This is a genomic window from Mycobacterium sp. GA-2829 (assembly GCF_001499965.1).
Classification (GTDB): Bacteria; Actinomycetota; Actinomycetes; order Mycobacteriales; family Mycobacteriaceae; genus Mycobacterium.
Map to the genome: position 1 here is coordinate 70,226 of NZ_LQIT01000003.1, position 15,065 is coordinate 85,290.

Consider the following 15,065-nt stretch of genomic DNA (forward strand, 5'->3'; position numbering starts at 1 on the left):
GTGACCGCCCTGGCAGGGCCGGTTAGGCTACCGTCCGTGACCACTGACCTCGACGTACTGCTACGGCAGGTGGCCGAGCGGGACGTCGACGCGTTCGCCACCCTCTACGACCGGACCAGGACGCGGGTGTACGGAATGGTCACCCGCGTGCTGCGCGACCCCGGTTACAGCGAAGAGACCACGCAGGACATCTACCTCCAGGTGTGGCGGTCGGCAGGCAATTACGACCCGTCGGCGGGTTCGCCGATGTCGTGGCTGCTGACGTTGGCGCACCGCCGCGCCGTGGACCGGGTGCGTTCGGAGGAGGCCGCCTCGCAGCGGGAGAACCGCTACGGCGCCGCGACCGTCGACCCGCCCGTCGACCACGTCTCGGACTCGGTGATCCTGCTCGACGAGCGGCGCCGCGTCGTCGACTGCATGGCGTCGCTGTCGGATCTGCAACGCGAGGCCATCCAGCTCGCCTATTACGAGGGCCTGACGTACGTGCAGGTTTCCGAGCGGTTGTCGGCGAACCTCGCGACAATCAAATCGCGGATGCGCGACGGCATCCGCGGTCTCAAGAACTGTCTGGGCATCTCATGACCGAGCCGATGAACACCGATCTCCTCGAACTCGCCACGCCGTATGCGCTGCATGCGGTGTCCACCGACGAACGCGTCGACATCGAGCGGCGGCTCACCACCGCACCGCCGGAGGTGGCGCACGCCTTCACCGACGAGGTCCGGTCGGTACGCGAGACCATGGCGGTGCTGTCAGCGGCCACCGCCGTCGAACCGCCGGCCCAGCTGCGGGACAGCCTGCTCTCCGCGGTCACCGCCGATCCGGTGCGCGACCTCGATGCCCGCCGACGGTCGGGTTCGCGGTGGCGGACCGGGCTGCTGGCGGCCGCCGCGGTGGCCGTGGTCGGTCTGGGGGCGCTCGGAGTGGGGCTGGCGATCCGGCCCGCCGCGACTCCCACGACCGCCGACCAGGTCTTCGCCGCCCCCGACGTGCAGACCGTCTCCGGGTCGATCCCCGGCGGCGGGACCGCGACCGTGGTGTTCTCCAAAGAACGCGACGCCGGTGTGCTGGTGATGAACGACGTGCCGCCGCCGAAGCCGGGGACGGTCTACCAGATGTGGCTGGTCGACGCCGACGGGCCGCATTCGGCGGGCACGATGGACGACAAGGCGATCTCGCCGTCGACCACCGCGGTGCTGTCGAACATCGGCGCGTCGCAGACGCTGGCGTTCACGGTCGAACCGCCCGGCGGCTCGCAGCGGCCCACCTCGCCGGCGTTCGCCGAGCTGCCGCTGATCTAATCCGCGAGCGTCGCCTCGGCGACCGCGTCGATGACGTCGGCGACCTCACCGCGGCGCTGCCATGCCGCGCGCTGGCGGATGGCGCCGTTGCCCTGCTCGTCGACGCGGGCGAGTTCGGTCTGCACGAGTTCCAGGTCGCCGACCGCGCGCAGCGCCGGGGTGATCCGGTCGACGAGGCCACCGAGCAGATCGCGCGCTGGGACCGGGGCGTGGGTGTCGACGAGGTCGATCGCCTCCCCGGCCAGCCCATCGCGGGCCGACCGCCAGTAGGCGGCGTCGAGGGCGTGCGCCGACAGGCGGGGCACCCCCGCGCCGTCGCGTTCGTCGTCGAGCACGGTCATCACCGCGGCCCGCACCAGCGCGGCGAACAGCACGGTGTCGGAGACCGAGGCCGGGACGTCGGCGACCCGCACCTCGATGGTCGGGAAGTTCGCCGACGGGCGCACGTCCCAGTAGACCTGCCCCTGGTCGAGCATGGCGCCGGACTGCAGCAGCACCCGCACCATCGCGTCATACTCGTCGACCGAGTCGAAGTGCGGCGGCGGTCCCGCGCTCGGCCAGCGCGCCCACAGCATGCGGCGCCAGCTGGCGTACCCGCTGTCGGCGCTGCGGTAGATCGCGGAGTTGGCGGTCAGCGCCAGCAGCACCGGCAACCACGGGCGCAGCCGGTTGCTGACTCGGATCGCCGCCTCGCGGGTCGGGACCGCGACATGCACGTGCGCACCGCAAATCCCCTGCTCGCGGGCCAGCATGCCGAAGCGGTCGGCGATCCGGTGGTAGCGCGGATTGTCGGTGACCGGGAACTCGTGCGGCACAGTCGGCGGGACGGCGACGGCCAGCAGCCGCGCACCGCTGTCCTCGGCCGCGCGGGCCGCGGTCGAGCGCAGGTGCATGAGCTGGCTGCGCACGTCGGTCATGTTGCTGTTCACGTCGGTGGCGGTCTCCACCTGACAGGAGGTGAGCTCGAGCTGCAGGTCGACACCCCGGTCGGCGGCGCGCTCGGCGACTTCCCGGCTGAGGGCGGCCGGGGCGCCGGTGTCACGGTCGACGAGCAGGAACTCCTCCTCGACGCCGACGGTGGGATGGGCGGCCATGCTCGCTGCTCACTGACCTTTCTCAAGACATTGATCCGGCCCGTCGGGCGTACTCACGACGGGCCGGATCTCGGTGTGGCTTTTCGGTTGTCACCGCCGCGGTGCGGTGTGCGGATCATTAGTAACCCCTGGATGTGTGGATCAAACATCGATTTTCTCCGGCCTGCATAAGATCCGGTGATGGTCTCGGACTTCCGGTTCGGTGTCGGGCTGCATTCGGCGGTGTCGCTGGCGCAGGTGCAGGACGCGGCGCGCCGGGCCGAGGACTTCGGCTTCGACGTCCTGCACGTACCCGACCACCTCGGGGCGCCCGCGCCGTTCCCGGTGCTGACCGCAGCGGCCGCGGCCACTTCGACCCTGCGCCTGGGGACGTTCGTGCTGAACGCGGGGTTCTATCGGCCCGCCCTGCTGGCCCGCGACGTGGCGGCGCTGCGGGACCTGTCCGGCGATCGGTTCGAGCTGGGATTGGGCGCGGGGTACGTGCGCCGGGAGTTCGAGGCCGCCGAACTGCGATTCCCGACGGCGCGCGAACGGGTGGAGCACCTCGAGCATGTGACCCGTTATCTGCGTGAACACGTGCCAGGGGTGCGGGTCATGATCGCGGGCAACGGCGACCGCCTGCTGACGGTGGCGGCCCGGCACGCCGACATCGTCGGGCTGACCGGCGGTGACCGGGCGGCCTCGGGCGATGACGATCCGCTGGCCGAGCGCGTCGCGTTCGTCCGCGCGGCGGCCGGTGACCGGTTCGACGCGCTGGAGCTCAATGTCGCGATCACCGCGATGCCGCTCGACGACTCCGGCCGCCCCGATCTGAAGATCCCTCGCCGCGCCCTGCCCGGGCTGTCCGATGAGCAGTTGCTGCGCCATCCCGGGGTGCTGGCGGGGACGGCGCAGGACATGGCGGACCGGTTGCGCGGATACCGGGACCGCTACGGCATCTCCTATGTCATCGTGCAGGCGCCGCACGCGCAGGCGTTCGCGAAGGTGATCGCGCAGCTGAGGTGAGGCGGGACGGTAAGCTCCACGGGTCGCCCCCGTAGCTCAGGGGATAGAGCACGGCTCTCCTAAAGCCGGTGTCGCAGGTTCGAATCCTGCCGGGGGCACCAGGTGTGTTTTGCACCGGAGTTTCTGCGGACCGATTTCGGGGTCCGCGGTAATCCGGCGCGGCCTTCGGCCCGTCAGGCCGCTCGATGTTGGGGTGGTGCTGGGCCGCCGGGTTCGCCGGGGTTGTCGGCGGGCCGGGTGGGCTCGTCCGGCTCCGCGGGGACAGGCTCGTCGGCGTCGGTTTGCGATGTGGTGGGGTCTTCCGAGTAGAAGGCCGCATCGGCCATCAAGGCAGTGATCTGCATGTGGAGGGTCTCGTGGACCTCGTCCGCGTTGAGCTCCATGTCGGTGATGTCATTGACGTCAGCCGGTTCCGGTGATGCAACGGTGTCGCCGGGTTCCCCGGGTTCGTCGGCGGACTGGGTCGGCTCGTCTTGCTTCACGGGCCGGGTCTCGTCGACGGCGGCCACCGGGGCAGCGGTCTGCTCGTGGCCGGTCTCTCGGACCTCGTCAGCGTTCAACGCCGCGTCGCCGATGTCGTTGGCCTCAACGGGCTCCGGCGATGTCACGGGGTTGGCGGTTTGGTCGGTCACCAGGGCTGTGGCCTGCTCCGTGTCGCCGGTGTTGTCGTCGTCACCCTCGTCGTCGTCGGCGAGGAGGCGTTCGGGGCGGTGGTAGGTGTTGACGCGGGCTTGGCCGGTGTCCAAATCCGCTGGGGGATCCATTCGACCTCGTGTTGGTCGTTGACGCGGGTGGTCCAGCCGCCGTCTTTGACGTCGCGATTATCGGTTCCGCACGCCAGGCCGAGGTCGTTGATGTTGGTGTTCCCACCCTCGCCCCAGTCTTTGTCGGCGTGATGGACCTGGCAGCCGTAGGCGCCGATGGTGCAGCCGAATTTGGTGCAGCCCCCGTCACGGGCGGTCAGCATGATCCGCTGCGCGGGCGAGGCCGTCCGCTTGGTGCGGAACAGATCCAACGCCGACCCGGTCGCTTGGTCGAAGATCGCCAGGTAGTGGTTGGCGTGGGCGGCCATGCGGATCACGTCTTTGATCGGGATGATCGTCCCGCCGCCGGTGGTGGCGACCCCGGCGCGGGATTCCAGGTCTTGCAGGGTGGTGCGCACGATCACCGACACCGGTAGCCCATTCAACTGGCCGAGATCCCCACTCATCAACGCGATCCGGACGACCGCCACCATCGCATCGTGGCGACGCTGGGCGGGGCTGCGGAAGTCGTTGTCGATCTGCGCCTGGGTCGGGGTCCCGGACACACACGGTTCGGGATCATCGGGGTTGCACATGCCGGGGGCGGCGAACTTGGCGAAGATCACCTCCCACATCGCCGCCAGCTCCGGGGTCAACGAACCGAGTAGTCCGACCATGCCGTCGCGGCGCTGTCCGGTGAGGGTGACCCCACGCTTGCGGGCCCGTTCGGTGTCGTCGGGTTCGGGGCCGTCCTGGTCGAGCAGGAACACCAACCGTTTAGCGGCCTCTTCGAGTTCTTTGGGGCCGACGCCGAGGGCGATGCGCACCAGGTTGACCTCGAACTGGTCGCGGGTGACCGCATCCACCCACGGGGGCAGGTCGTTGACCTAGTGACGGATCTTCTCGACGTGTTCGGCGGTGATCAACCCCTGCTGCTGGGCGGCGGCGGTCGCCGGCAACACCGGCGGCAGCGCCGGCCCCGACACCGCCGGTCGTGGCGCCAACAGGGCGGCGTCGGTGAGGCGTCGGTGGGCTTCTCTGCCGGAGAGCCGCCAGCGGACCCGCAGCACTTCTTTCCAGGATTTGGCGCCTAGCTGTCGGGGTGTGGCCTCGACCTGGAGGCGGGCCAGCAGGCGGTGACGCACCGCGGGCAGGCGGCAGCCGAGGTTTTCCAGTGTGTCCAGGGCGGCGATCAGGTCGGGGCGGGTCAGCAGATCCACCTGGCAGGCAGCCAGCTGATCGACCGCGGCATCCAGCGCGGCGATCGCGTCCTGCAGGTCCTCACCCGACATACCCCGAACATACATTCGACCACCGACAAGCCCACTACCTGCACAGATACGATGCAGCCTCAGGACATCGGTGACAGTTGGCGTGTCAGGCCGACGGTTCATCCAAGGGGGCAAGGGGCGGGTGTGCTCGATGAGCACTTCCCCGTTCGCCGAGTCTGCCGTCAGATCACGTTTGCGGGCGGAACCGTGATCTCCGCGCAGTCTCGGCGACATAATGGCAATTGACGAAAGCGTAAGCACCACAAGGTTGTTCGCTGAAAGATAGCAGGACTAAGCTGGCCTACGTGATCGCTTCGAAGATGCTGAAGACCGTGGCTCTGTCGATCGGCGCAGCAGCGCTTCCCGTCGGCGTGGCTCTCGCCGGCGCCGCACCCGCGTCCGCGGGACCGGATGTCTGCGTCAGTGGTCCGTACGGCTTCGCCTACGCCTGCGTCGACACCCCGAACTGGGTCAACTGGCACGACGGCCCCCGTGGCCACGGCAATGGCCACTGGAAGCACGACCACCGCCACTGATCGGGAACGTCAGCGCGGCGGCACGCCCGCGACCGCGCCGGATGTGCGCCCGCATGATCGACTCCACCCAGTCCGGGTCGCGGCGCTCCATCGCGTGGACGATCTCCAAATGGTGGTGCGCACAACAGCACTGTGACCGGGTTCTTCATCGCCGGCGTGCTGTTCGTGGTCGCCAACGCGATCTCGGGCTTCATCCCGCAGATCCACAGCTACGTCATCCTGATCATCATGTGCGCGGTGGCCAAGGTCTTCCCGTCCCCGGACAGGATCGTCGACGCCGCTGACCTCTGTTATCGCATGGTGGCCAACGCGTTCATCCCCGCGGTGCTGGTGGCCGTCAGCAGGCGACCTCGCGGTCCTCGGCGCGTCGAACCGCCTTGAACTGCTGCCGTTCCTGTCGATCTCGTCGCGCATCGGCGGCGGACTCGTCGTCCTCACGCTCTCGCTGCTGGGACCGCTGCTGCTCTGAGCAGACCCCGTTACGACGGCCACCACGCGGACTCCGTGGGCTGGCCGTCGGTACTTCACCCGCGGGTGTCGATGACCTGCTGGGCGATCTCGGTCAGCTTCTTGTTGCTGTCCTGGGACAGCCGCCGCATCATCTCGAACGCCTGCACGTCGTCGACCTTGTACCGCTCCATGATGATGCCCTTCGCCTGACCGATCCGGTCCCGCGAAGACAGCGCCGACTTCAATTGTTCGCCCTCGCGGTGGGCGAGCAGCGCCGCGGCGGCGTGGGCGGCCAGCACCGTGCCGATGGTCTCAGCTTCGCTGTCCCACACATTGGGACGGAACCCGAACAGATTCAGCGCGCCGGCCGTCCGCTCGGCGGTGTAGAGCTTGAACGACAGCCCACTGAGGACCCCGATCTCGACACACGCGGGCGCATACTTCGGCCAGCGGGTCTCGTTGCGGAAGTCGTCGGTACGCACCACGACGTCGTCGAGCGCGGCCTGCACGCACGGCCCCTCGTTGTACCTCATCTGCAGCTCGTCGAGCTTGTGCGGCAGTTCGGTGACCTGGGAGACGGATTCGAACTGGCCGCCGCGACCGATGAGCAGGATCCCGGCAGCGTCGACTCCCGGGATGAGTTCCTTGGCCGCCGCGGTGGCGCCGGACAGGATCGCATCGAGGTCACTGGGCTGCGCCAGGGTGCGCGCCAAGTCCGCCATGCGCCTGGCGAGCTCGTGGGTCTCGGGGTGGGCCATGACGGCAGTCTTCCCGATCCGGCCGATACGCACACCGAGAACGTTTGTGATGTTGCAGCGACGGGCATGGACCCGCGCAGGTGAGTGTGGCGGTCGACCACCACACTCGCCCAGGTCTCGTCGGTTCAGACCACGAGCTGACGGGGCCGCCCGAAACGTCTCTGACCAGCCCTGATCCCGGAAAAATTCCCGCAGTGGGCATCTAGCACTCTCAAGCAGAGAGTGCTAATCTGGGCAGCGCACAGTGATTGGCTGCCCGCCAGGGTGGCGGGCTTTCGGATCGACGAGGAGGTGGATTGCTGTGCTTCGCTTTGATCCGTTCAGTGATCTGGACACGTGGACCCGGGGTTTGCTGAGCAGCCAGACCGGATCAAACCGCACTCCACGGTTCATGCCGATGGACCTCTGCAAGATCGACGACCACTACGTGCTGACCGCTGATCTGCCCGGTGTTGATCCCGGTTCGGTCGACGTCAATGTCGACAACGGCACCCTCACCATCTCCGCGCACCGCACCGCCCGGTCCGACGAATCCGCGCAATGGCTCGCCAGCGAGCGGTTCTTCGGTACCTACCGGCGGCAGCTGTCGCTCGGCGAGGGTGTTGACACGGCCGCGATTTCGGCGACCTACGAGAACGGCGTACTGACCGTCACCATCCCGATGGCCGAACGCGCCAAACCGCGCAAGATCGACGTCGCCCACGGCGGCGGCCAGAAGTCCATTCAGCCGACCACCGTCGACGCCGAATAACGACACCACCGGCAGGCCGCGGGCCCCGCGTCCGCGGCCGCGTCGTGTCTAGCGCGCGCTGCGCGACATCGCTGCGATCAGGGACCACACCGAGCACAGCACGGCGGCGACCGCCGCGCCGGCACCGATGTAGAGTCCGTAGGCGGGTTCGACCGGATTCTGCACGTTGATGCGGTAGTACCACACCGTCATTCCGACGATCAGCAGCGAAACCGCAACGGCCGCAACGGCTGCCGAACGTTCGGACAGCCCTCGCGCGGCCATCGCGCCCGCAACCACCAGAACCGCGGCCAGTAGCACGATCAACTGTCCGGCGCCGAAGCGAGGCGGCAGCACCAGGCTCCCAGCCGTCCCGCCGATCGCACTGGCACGCCCGCCCCCGTCGGCGGTGGTGGTCAGCCACGGCAACCACGCACTTACCGCCAGCACGGTCGCGCACAGCGCGACGAGCCATCCGGGACGCAGCATGCGACGAGCGTAGCGGGTGCGTCGCAATCGACCATCGGGCGCGCGATCTCTAGGCTGAGGTGACCTCGACCAGGCGGCGACCAAGGCGGTGCATGCGATGAGTGATCTCCCGGCGTGGGCGCAACGGCTGGACCTGTCGCCACATCCGGAGGGCGGCTGGTACCGCGAGACCTGGCGCAGCGATCTGACGGTCACCCAGGCGGCCCTGCCCCCGGACTACACGGGCCCCCGCAGCGCGGGCACCGCGATCCTGTTCCTGCTCATGCCGGGTCAGCAGTCGGCGTGGCACACCGTCCGCAGTGCCGAACTCTGGCTGTACCACCGCGGCAGCCCCTTGCTCCTCGAGATGGGACCCGAACACGATTCGGCGACAACACATCTGCTCGGCGGGGACATCGACGCCGGGGAACACCCGCAGCTCATCGTGCCGCCTCGGCACTGGCAGCGCGCGCGTCCCCGCGACGACGAGCCCAGCCTGGTCAGCTGCGTGGTGGTGCCCGGCTTCGACTTCGCCGACTTCGAACTCGGCGCCGTCACCGACTGAGCAAGTCCAGCGCCGCGGCGACCAGCGCCGCGTTGTCCGGTGCGGTCTCACCGTCGGGCAGCCGCAGCGTGTCCTCCAGCCCGATCCGCGTCTGCAGATCGCGCCTGCCTGCGTGTTCGAGTAGAGGCCAACAACTTTCGTCGAGGCCGTGCAGCAGCACCGGCGCCGGTGACCCCGCCGACCGCACGATGTCGAGCAGCGCGTCGGCGGTGGCGACGTCCTCGTCGGCCTGCAGTTCGATCATCACCCGCAGACAGTGCGGGGCCACCTCCGAGGCCGCCCACGACTCGGCGGCCTCGGCGTGGAAGATGCCGACCTCGACGCCGAGGCCCTTGCTCAGCAGCAGGCGCGCCAACTCGGGGGACCCCGGCTCGTGCCAGTTGAGCGAGGTGAAGTCCGGCAGCACCGACCAGCTGTCGACGGTGCGGTGCCGACGCTGCGCATCCGGCAGCGCCCAGAATCCCGTCGTCACCCCGAGCGGCAGCCCCGGGACCGCATGCCGGACCGCGGTGACCGCCGCGGCGACGACCTCGGGGTCGAGTGAGTCGGCACCGTCGGGACCCTTCGGGTGCAGGTGCACCGACTGCGCACCCGCCCGGTGCGCGGCGACGGCGGCCGCGGCCAGCTCGTCGGGCGTGACCGGGAGGGCGGGGTGCGCGTCGGGGGTGCGGGCACCGTTGATGCACGCCTGGACGTAGACGGGGGAACTCGACATACCCCCATCTTGGCCATAAGTCAGCCGTCGAGCGACGTGAGGTTGAAACCCGCACCCGTCGGATCGGCCACGGCGGCCAACCGGCCGTACGGGGTGTCCTCGGCCGGCCGCACCACGCTGCCGCCGTTGTCGAGGATCAACTCGACCGTCTTGTCGACGTCGTCGCTGCCGAGGAAGAACGCCCAGTCCGACGGTGCATCCTGGCCGAGATACGGCCTGCCGTCCATCACACCGACTAGCGCAGCACCATCGAATGTGGCGGTGGCGTAGCGGAATTCGTCGGTGTCGGAGACGGTCTGGCACTGCCAGCCGAAGACCTGCCGGTAGAAGTCGAGCGCGGCGCCGAAGTCGCGCGTCGTCAACTGGTGGTAGGCGGGTGCGCCGTGTTCACCGGTCACTTCGAAGCCGCTGTGCCCGCCGGGCTGCCACAGTCCGACGAACCCGCCGGCGGGGTCGGTGAGCAGGGTCATCCTGCCCTTGGCGGGGACGTCCATCACGCTGCCGCAAGTGGTCGCGCCCGCCGCGGTCGCCGCGGCGACGGCGGCGACGATGTCGGCGGTGTGCAGGTAGGTGATCCAGCCATCGGGGCCGTCGTAGTCCGGGTGTTTGGGCATCAACCCGGCGACCGGGTGCCCGTCGCGCGAGGCGTTGACGTAGCCGCCGTACTCGGGGCCCGGGCTGGTGAAGGTCCACCCGAACACCGCCCCGTAGAACTGCTGGGCACGGTCCATGTCGGAGGTGGACAGGTCGATCCAGGTGGGGGCGCCCAACGGGGCGGTGGTACGAACGGGCACGTGAGTCTCCTTGTCGGTGATGCGGTCACCGGTGTCGACCACCGGTGCGCGCGAAACTCATCGCAGGGGACGTTTGATCAGGTCGAAATAGCCGCGGATGTGCGCATCGACGAGGTCGCCCGCCTTGGCGCCGTGCCCGCGGCGCACCGCCGACAGGATCGCACGGTGTTCGCACCGCAGCGTCGCCGCGACGTCCGACCAGTCGGTGAGCAGCGGCACCCCGGCGACGACGTAGCCGTGGATGGAGTCGCGCAGGGCCGCCATCATCGCCGCCACCACGACATTGCCCGCCAGCCCGGCCATGGCCACGTGGAACGCCGAATCAAGGCGCAGGAATTCGTCGGGGGTCAGCGCCGGATCGTCCATCGCGTCGAGGGTGGCCTCGAGCGCGGTGAGGTCCGGGCGCGGATCACGGTCGGCGGCCTCGCGTAACGCCCAGCTCTCCAGCAGGATTCGGGTGTCGACGAGGTCGGCGATCGGCAGGTGGCGGGTCGCCATGTGCAACCGCAGCGCCGACCCCATGGAACTGCCCGGATCGGCGACGACGATCGCGCCGGCCTCGGGACCGGAACCCACCGCGGTGCGCACCACCCCCATCGCCTCCAGCACGCGGATCGCCTCCCGCACCGAGGAACGGCTCACCGACAGTTCCTCGGCCAGCGCGCGCTCGCCCGGCAGCCGGTCACCGACCGCCAGCGCGCCGTCGGCGAGGTCACGCTCGATCCGCTCGAGCACCAGTTCGTGGGCGCGCATGCGATGAGGATAACCATCCGCACTGGTGTGGTCGGACCACATTGTCGTACTGTGGTCAGACCACACCGACCAGCCCCGGAGTGTCATGCGTATCGCCCTGTTCGCGACCTGTCTCGCCGACGCCATGTTCCCGCAGGCCGCCATCGCCACCGTCCGCCTGCTCGAGCGGCTCGGCCATGACGTCGTCTTTCCGGACAAACAGACCTGCTGCGGTCAGATGCACGTCAACACCGGCTATCTCGACGAGGCGACGGCGCTGGTGCGCCACCACGTCGAGGTGTTCGAGGAGGCCGGCTGCGAGGCCGCCGTCGCGCCGTCGGGGTCGTGTGTGGGTTCGGTCCGCCACCAGCACGCGATGGTGGCCCGCCGCGCCGGCGACGAGCGGTTGGCCGCGCGGGCCGAGGCGATCGCCGCGCGCACCTACGAACTCTCCGAATTCCTCGTCGACGTGCTGGGCGTCCGCGACGTCGGCGCCTACTACCCGCACCGGGTCACCTACCACCCGACCTGCCACTCGCTGCGGATGCTGCGGGTGGGCGACAAACCGCTGGAACTGCTGCGCCACGTGCGCGGGCTGACTCTGATCGAACTCGACGACGCCGAATCCTGTTGCGGATTCGGCGGGACGTTCGCGGTGAAGAACGCCGACACCTCCACGGCCATGCTCGCCGACAAGATGGCCCACGTCATCGACTCCGGCGCGGAGATCTGCAGCGCCGGGGACTCCTCGTGCCTGATGCACATCGGGGGCGGGTTGAGCCGGATCCGGTCCGGGGTGCGCACCGTGCACCTCGCCGAGATCCTCGCCGCCACCGACGACGCGGTGGCGGGTGCCCGATGAGCACGTTCCTCGGCACCCCCGGAACCGGCAACCTGCGCGGGGACGAGCCATTCCCGCGGGCCGCCCGGAAAGCGTTGCGCGACACCCAGATGCGCCGAAACGTCGGTCACGCGACGCGGACCATCCGCACCAAACGCCTCAACGCGGTCGCCGAATGCGCCGACTGGGAGGAGCTGCGGGCGGCGGGCAGCGCGCTCAAACAGGACGTGATGGCGCGGCTACCCGAACTGCTCACCGAACTCGAACGCAACGTCACCGCCCGCGGCGGCGTGGTGCACTGGGCGCGGGACGCCGACGAGGCCAACCGCATCGTCGGTGAGCTGACCCGCGCCGCGGGCGCCGACGAGGTGGTCAAGGTCAAATCGATGGCCACCCAGGAGATCGGCCTCAACGAGTACCTCGAATCGATCGGCATCGCCGCGGTGGAGACCGACCTCGCGGAGCTGATCGTCCAACTCGGACACGACAAGCCGAGCCACATCCTGGTCCCGGCCATCCACCGCAACCGCGCGGAGATCCGCGAGATCTTCGAACGCGAGATGCCCGGTGCGACGGATCTGACCGACGAACCGCGCGTGCTGGCCATGGCGGCGCGGGCGCACCTGCGGCGCAAGTTCCTGTCGGCGAAGGTCGCGGTCAGCGGCGCGAATTTCGGTGTGGCCGAGACGGGTACGCTCGCCGTCGTCGAATCCGAGGGCAACGGCCGGATGTGCCTGACGCTGCCGCAGACCCTGATCACCGTGATGGGGATCGAGAAGGTGGTGCCGCGGTTCACCGACCTCGAGGTGTTCATGCAGTTGCTGCCGCGATCCTCGACCGCTGAGCGGATGAACCCCTACACCTCGATGTGGACCGGGGTGCACGAGGGCGACGGCCCGCAGGAATTCCACCTGGTGCTGCTCGACAACGGCCGCACGGGTGTGCTCGCCGACGAGGTGGGACGCGCTGCGCTGCACTGCATCCGGTGCAGCGCCTGCCTCAACGTGTGCCCGGTGTACGAGCGCACCGGCGGGCACGCCTACGGTTCGGTCTATCCGGGGCCGATCGGGGCGATCCTGTCCCCGCAGCTCACCGGGACCGCGGGCCACGTCGACCCGAATTCCTCACTGCCGTACGCCTCGTCGCTGTGCGGGGCGTGTTTCGACGCCTGCCCGGTGCGCATCGACATCCCGTCGATACTCGTGCACCTGCGGGCGAAGACGGTAGACCAAGAGCGCGGCGGGATCCCCGGCGGCCAGGATCTGGCGATGAAGGCCGCCTCGTGGGCGATGGCCTCGCCGCGGCGGTTCGGGCTGGCGGAGAAGGCGTTGGCCGCGGGTCGGTTGGTCGCCAACGCCGATCACCGCATCACGAACCTGCCGTGGCCGGGGTCGAATTGGACGGCCAGCCGGGACATGCCCGCACCGCCGGCCGAGACGTTCCGGCAGTGGTGGAGCCGGACCCATGGCTGACGCCAGAGATGTTGTGCTGGGCCGCATCCGGGGCGCACTGGCCGGTGCACCGCCAGCGCCGGTGACCGTTCCGCGCGACTACGACCACGCACCGCTGCGGGGACCGGGCGATGTCGAACGGTTCGCCGAGACGGTCGGCGAGTACCGGGCGCGGGTGCGCCGGGTCATGGGCGCGGTGGCGCCCGCCGTCGCGTCGCTGGTCCCGCGGGAGGGCCGGGTGGCGGTACCCGCCGACGTACCCGCCGAATGGGTCGACGGCCTCGACGTGCTCCGCGACGCACCGCCACTGTCCAACGCCGACCTCGACGAGGCCGACGCCGTGGTGACCGGGTGCGCGGTGGGGATCGCCGCGACAGGCACGATCGTGCTCGACGCCGGGTTCGCCCAGGGCAGACGCGCACTGACGTTGATCCCCGACCATCACATCTGCGTGGTGTTCACCCGCCAGATCGTCGACACCGTGCCGCAGGCGTTCGCGGCGCTCGACCCGGCGCGGCCGTTGACGTTCATCTCCGGGCCGAGTGCGACCAGCGACATCGAACTGAACCGGGTCGAAGGGGTGCACGGTCCGCGCACCCTCGACGTACTGCTCGTCGACGGTTAGGCCGAGTCGCGAGTCACGAGTTCGGGCTGGAACACGATGTGTTCGGGTTCGTGCGCACTGCCCTCGTCGGCGGCGGCCAGGAGCAGATCGACCGCCGACGTCCCGATCCCGCGGGTGGGCTGACGGACCGAGGTCAACGGCACCACGGCCGACCGCGCGAAATCGATGTCGTCGTAACCGACCAGCGCGATGTCGTCGGGCACACGGATGTCGCCCATCAGCGCCAGCGCCTGCAACACCCCGATCGCGAGCAGATCGTTGGCGCAGAACACCGCGTCCGGCCTGCGCCCCGGCGGCCGTTCCCGCAACCGCTCCCCCACCGCGCGGCCCTCGAGCACCGTCAGCGCCGGGGCCTCGATGACCTCGATGGTGGCGCCGGGGACGTCGGCGACCGCCTCACGGGCACCGCGCAACCGGTCGCGCACCTGGCGCAGCTCGCGCGGACCGCTCACGAACGCGATTCGGCGACGGCCGATTCCGCACAGATGGTCGACGGCCAGCCGGCCGCCCGCCACGTCGTCGACGGCCACCGAGTCGAACGGGGTGCCGCTCCCGTCGCGGTCGACCAGCACCACCGGGGTGCCGCGCCGCCGCGAGGCGCGCAACCGGTCGAGGTCGTCGCCGATCGGGGACACCAGCAGGCCGAATACCCGTTGCTCGTCGAAGGCATCCAGGTAGGCCCGCTCGCGGCGGGGATCGTCGTCGGAGGTGCCGAGCAGCAGGGTCAGATTGTGTTCGGCGGCGCGATGTTCGGCGGCGCGCGCGATGTCGGTGAAGAACGGGTTGCCGACGTCGAGCACCACCAACCCCACGCTGCGGGACCGGCCGGCCTTGAGTTGACGTGCGGCGTCGTTGCGGACGAAGCCGAGTTCCTCGATCGCCGCGTGCACACGCGCGACGGTGCCGGGGGCCACCTTGTCAGGGGAATTCAACACATTGGACACCGTGCCGACGGAGACAGCCGCCGCAGCGGCCACCTCCCGCAT

The 15,065-nt window shown here is 69.6% G+C and carries 19 protein-coding genes, 1 tRNA gene and 1 pseudogene; 12 read left to right on the plus strand and 9 right to left on the minus strand.

The window, feature by feature from the left end; all coding sequences use genetic code 11:
- Complete coding sequence (locus tag AU194_RS03035) at positions 1-582, plus strand: sigma-70 family RNA polymerase sigma factor (protein ID WP_059087755.1); 582 nt, start codon at positions 1-3, stop codon at positions 580-582.
- A complete protein-coding gene (locus tag AU194_RS03040; protein WP_059087756.1) occupies positions 579-1,301 on the plus strand; it encodes an anti-sigma factor domain-containing protein in 723 nt (240 codons plus the stop codon). Before AU194_RS03035 ends, AU194_RS03040 begins: the two co-directional genes overlap by 4 nt.
- Here the strand turns inward: AU194_RS03040 and AU194_RS03045 are convergent.
- Positions 1,298-2,395: a glutamate--cysteine ligase gene (locus AU194_RS03045; RefSeq protein WP_059087757.1), complete on the minus strand. Its 1,098-nt coding sequence runs from the start codon at positions 2,393-2,395 to the stop codon at positions 1,298-1,300. The genes AU194_RS03040 and AU194_RS03045 overlap by 4 nt on opposite strands.
- Before the next feature lie 180 nt (positions 2,396-2,575).
- On the opposite strand from AU194_RS03045, the gene AU194_RS03050 reads away from it, so the two are divergent.
- On the plus strand, positions 2,576-3,400 hold the full coding sequence (locus tag AU194_RS03050; protein ID WP_059087758.1) for an LLM class F420-dependent oxidoreductase: 825 nt from the start codon (positions 2,576-2,578) through the stop codon (positions 3,398-3,400).
- 25 nt (positions 3,401-3,425) lie between these two features.
- Positions 3,426-3,501: transfer RNA gene (locus tag AU194_RS03055), tRNA-Arg, on the plus strand.
- Between the two features lie 474 nt (positions 3,502-3,975).
- Here AU194_RS03055 and AU194_RS03060 read toward each other — a convergent pair.
- A pseudogene (locus tag AU194_RS03060) lies at positions 3,976-5,450 on the minus strand (HNH endonuclease signature motif containing protein); the annotation flags it as partial.
- Between the two features lie 269 nt (positions 5,451-5,719).
- Between AU194_RS03060 and AU194_RS03065 the strand changes: the two are divergent.
- A complete protein-coding gene (locus AU194_RS03065; protein ID WP_059087759.1) occupies positions 5,720-5,950 on the plus strand; it encodes a hypothetical protein in 231 nt (76 codons plus the stop codon).
- On the opposite strand, the gene AU194_RS32940 is transcribed toward AU194_RS03065, so the two are convergent.
- Positions 5,886-6,041 (minus strand): hypothetical protein, encoded by a 156-nt coding sequence (locus AU194_RS32940; protein WP_369804018.1) that lies wholly within the window; start codon positions 6,039-6,041, stop codon positions 5,886-5,888. The two genes, AU194_RS03065 and AU194_RS32940, sit on opposite strands and share 65 nt — an antisense overlap.
- A gap of 41 nt (positions 6,042-6,082) precedes the next feature.
- Here AU194_RS32940 and AU194_RS32450 point away from each other — a divergent pair, with 41 nt between their 5' ends.
- Entirely contained in the window at positions 6,083-6,331 is a 249-nt protein-coding gene (locus AU194_RS32450; protein WP_059087760.1) for a 2-hydroxycarboxylate transporter family protein, read from the plus strand.
- Between the two features lie 4 nt (positions 6,332-6,335).
- Complete coding sequence (locus AU194_RS32915) at positions 6,336-6,419, plus strand: hypothetical protein (protein WP_304438538.1); 84 nt, start codon at positions 6,336-6,338, stop codon at positions 6,417-6,419.
- Between the two features lie 55 nt (positions 6,420-6,474).
- Here AU194_RS32915 and AU194_RS03075 read toward each other — a convergent pair whose 3' ends face one another.
- Positions 6,475-7,158, minus strand: a complete 684-nt coding sequence (locus AU194_RS03075) for a GAF and ANTAR domain-containing protein (protein WP_059087839.1) — start codon at positions 7,156-7,158, stop codon at positions 6,475-6,477.
- Between the two features lie 301 nt (positions 7,159-7,459).
- Here AU194_RS03075 and AU194_RS03080 point away from each other — a divergent pair, with 301 nt between their 5' ends.
- Positions 7,460-7,909: an Hsp20/alpha crystallin family protein gene (locus AU194_RS03080; protein ID WP_059087761.1), complete on the plus strand. Its 450-nt coding sequence runs from the start codon at positions 7,460-7,462 to the stop codon at positions 7,907-7,909.
- 48 nt (positions 7,910-7,957) lie between these two features.
- On the opposite strand, the gene AU194_RS03085 is transcribed toward AU194_RS03080, so the two are convergent.
- The gene (locus tag AU194_RS03085) at positions 7,958-8,377 is read right to left on the minus strand and encodes a hypothetical protein (protein WP_059087762.1); all 420 of its coding nucleotides are present in this window, start codon (positions 8,375-8,377) and stop codon (positions 7,958-7,960) included.
- Between the two features lie 97 nt (positions 8,378-8,474).
- Between AU194_RS03085 and AU194_RS03090 the strand changes: the two genes are divergently transcribed.
- Entirely contained in the window at positions 8,475-8,921 is a 447-nt protein-coding gene (locus tag AU194_RS03090) for a cupin domain-containing protein (RefSeq protein ID WP_059087763.1), read from the plus strand.
- Here the strand turns inward: AU194_RS03090 and AU194_RS03095 are convergent.
- Genes AU194_RS03095 through AU194_RS03105 form a run of 3 tightly spaced genes read right to left on the minus strand, consistent with a single transcriptional unit; the run spans position 8,911 to position 11,183 of the window.
- Positions 8,911-9,636: a 3-keto-5-aminohexanoate cleavage protein gene (locus tag AU194_RS03095; protein WP_059087764.1), complete on the minus strand. Its 726-nt coding sequence runs from the start codon at positions 9,634-9,636 to the stop codon at positions 8,911-8,913. The two genes, AU194_RS03090 and AU194_RS03095, sit on opposite strands and share 11 nt — an antisense overlap.
- A gap of 20 nt (positions 9,637-9,656) precedes the next feature.
- Complete coding sequence (locus AU194_RS03100) at positions 9,657-10,430, minus strand: VOC family protein (RefSeq protein ID WP_059087840.1); 774 nt, start codon at positions 10,428-10,430, stop codon at positions 9,657-9,659.
- A 57-nt stretch (positions 10,431-10,487) separates the two neighbouring features.
- The gene (locus AU194_RS03105; RefSeq protein WP_197417499.1) at positions 10,488-11,183 is read right to left on the minus strand and encodes a FadR/GntR family transcriptional regulator; all 696 of its coding nucleotides are present in this window, start codon (positions 11,181-11,183) and stop codon (positions 10,488-10,490) included.
- A gap of 85 nt (positions 11,184-11,268) precedes the next feature.
- Between AU194_RS03105 and AU194_RS03110 the strand changes: the two genes are divergently transcribed.
- From AU194_RS03110 to AU194_RS03120, 3 genes are read left to right on the plus strand one after another with little or no spacing between them, the layout of a single operon-like run.
- Entirely contained in the window at positions 11,269-12,024 is a 756-nt protein-coding gene (locus AU194_RS03110) for a (Fe-S)-binding protein (RefSeq protein ID WP_059087766.1), read from the plus strand.
- Positions 12,021-13,475 (plus strand): LutB/LldF family L-lactate oxidation iron-sulfur protein, encoded by a 1,455-nt coding sequence (locus AU194_RS03115; RefSeq protein ID WP_059087767.1) that lies wholly within the window; start codon positions 12,021-12,023, stop codon positions 13,473-13,475. Before AU194_RS03110 ends, AU194_RS03115 begins: the two co-directional genes overlap by 4 nt.
- On the plus strand, positions 13,468-14,079 hold the full coding sequence (locus AU194_RS03120; protein WP_059087768.1) for an LUD domain-containing protein: 612 nt from the start codon (positions 13,468-13,470) through the stop codon (positions 14,077-14,079). The genes AU194_RS03115 and AU194_RS03120 overlap by 8 nt, the downstream gene beginning before the upstream one ends.
- Here the strand turns inward: AU194_RS03120 and AU194_RS03125 are convergent.
- A complete protein-coding gene (locus AU194_RS03125) occupies positions 14,076-15,065 on the minus strand; it encodes a LacI family DNA-binding transcriptional regulator (RefSeq protein ID WP_059087769.1) in 990 nt (329 codons plus the stop codon). The two genes, AU194_RS03120 and AU194_RS03125, sit on opposite strands and share 4 nt — an antisense overlap.

Bases quoted from the DNA above. Each gene is read 5' to 3' on its own strand.
- AU194_RS03075 (WP_059087839.1), bottom strand. From the start codon at position 7,158: ATGGCCCACCCCGAGACCCACGAGCTCGCCAGGCGCATGGCGGACTTG.
- AU194_RS03090 (WP_059087763.1), top strand. From the start codon at position 8,475: ATGAGTGATCTCCCGGCGTGGGCGCAACGGCTGGACCTGTCGCCACAT.
- AU194_RS03110 (WP_059087766.1), top strand. From the start codon at position 11,269: ATGCGTATCGCCCTGTTCGCGACCTGTCTCGCCGACGCCATGTTCCCG.
- AU194_RS03085 (WP_059087762.1), bottom strand. From the start codon at position 8,377: ATGCTGCGTCCCGGATGGCTCGTCGCGCTGTGCGCGACCGTGCTGGCG.
- AU194_RS03040 (WP_059087756.1), top strand. From the start codon at position 579: ATGACCGAGCCGATGAACACCGATCTCCTCGAACTCGCCACGCCGTAT.
- AU194_RS03095 (WP_059087764.1), bottom strand. From the start codon at position 9,636: ATGTCGAGTTCCCCCGTCTACGTCCAGGCGTGCATCAACGGTGCCCGC.
- AU194_RS03125 (WP_059087769.1), bottom strand. From the start codon at position 15,065: ATGCGGGAGGTGGCCGCTGCGGCGGCTGTCTCCGTCGGCACGGTGTCC.
- AU194_RS03120 (WP_059087768.1), top strand. From the start codon at position 13,468: ATGGCTGACGCCAGAGATGTTGTGCTGGGCCGCATCCGGGGCGCACTG.
- AU194_RS03050 (WP_059087758.1), top strand. From the start codon at position 2,576: ATGGTCTCGGACTTCCGGTTCGGTGTCGGGCTGCATTCGGCGGTGTCG.
- AU194_RS32940 (WP_369804018.1), bottom strand. From the start codon at position 6,041: ATGGAGCGCCGCGACCCGGACTGGGTGGAGTCGATCATGCGGGCGCAC.
- AU194_RS03115 (WP_059087767.1), top strand. From the start codon at position 12,021: ATGAGCACGTTCCTCGGCACCCCCGGAACCGGCAACCTGCGCGGGGAC.
- AU194_RS03045 (WP_059087757.1), bottom strand. From the start codon at position 2,395: ATGGCCGCCCATCCCACCGTCGGCGTCGAGGAGGAGTTCCTGCTCGTC.
- AU194_RS03105 (WP_197417499.1), bottom strand. From the start codon at position 11,183: ATGCGCGCCCACGAACTGGTGCTCGAGCGGATCGAGCGTGACCTCGCC.